The organism is Duganella guangzhouensis, assembly GCF_009674535.1.
In the GTDB taxonomy this organism is placed as follows: Bacteria; Pseudomonadota; Gammaproteobacteria; order Burkholderiales; family Burkholderiaceae_D; genus Rugamonas; species Rugamonas guangzhouensis.
In genome coordinates, this window is record NZ_WKJK01000060.1 from 1 (window position 1) to 978 (window position 978).

The following is a 978-nucleotide window of genomic DNA, read 5'->3' on the forward strand; positions in this document are numbered from 1 at the left end:
TACCTTCACGCCAAATTCATAGGGCTGCCGCGTCTTGCCTTTGGCGATGCACTCGGCCTCGGGCGCGTGTAGACTGTAGAGCTTGTTTTTGTCGCGCTGTTTCTGCGTCAGCAGGCGCTTGGCTTTGGCCAGCAGGTCATCGGCCTTGTCCTGCAAAGTGCCCGCTATGTTCTCGCGTTGGCGTGCCACGTCGCGCCAGACACGGCCCACCACCGTCTTGAGTTTCTTCAGGCTGGCGCGCATGCGCTTGTATTGTTTGGCGTGCGCATAACGGCCCACTTGAACCGCCAGTTTGGGTGCTTCGCGGTTGTAGTTTTGGCGCAGCGTCAGTCCCGCTTCGGCGGCCAGCTTGACCAGGTGCTGCCTGGCCCGCTCCAGCAGTTTGCTATCGGTCGGATGGGCGATGGCCTTTTCCTGCACGGTACTGTCGACGATCACTTTTTGGAAGCTCTGGCGCTTGACCACTTGTGCCGACTCGGCCGCCTTGATGGTCTGCGTTAGCATCCATTCCAAGCCTGCTTCGCCGATGCGTTTGCGCCAGCGCGTCAACGAGCTTGGATCGATCGGCGGCCGGTGCTGGAACCAGGTCTCACCGCAGAACAACTGCCAATACGGGTTCTCGACCCAGCCCCACACCACGTCCTCGTCCGATAACGCGAATGTATGCTGCAAGTACAGCAGGCCGGCAATGAGTCTGGTGGAGGTGGCGGGACGGCCACGCGACGAGGGAAAATGCCCGGCCACTCGCGCTCGAAAACGCTCCAATCTATGTGGGTGGCTAGTTGGGCCAGCGGGTGCTGCAGGTTGACCAGTTCGTCCAGCCGCTGGCGGAACATATCTGCGCTTGGTGCTCCAGCTGACTTCGGTCCCATTCAGGCCTCTGAAATTTGCAAGGAATTGCTACCATTTTAGCGAAAGTTTGCAAATCCCAGCTACTGTTTTTCGGTCTTTCGCTAGCAGAATCAAACGGTTAGGAAT

At 58.8% G+C, this 978-nt stretch carries 1 pseudogene; it reads right to left on the bottom strand.

The features are described from left to right. Nucleotides 1-872 (bottom strand): annotated as a pseudogene (locus GJ699_RS33890) (IS5 family transposase); the annotation flags it as partial. Nucleotides 873-978 lie beyond the last annotated feature (106 nt).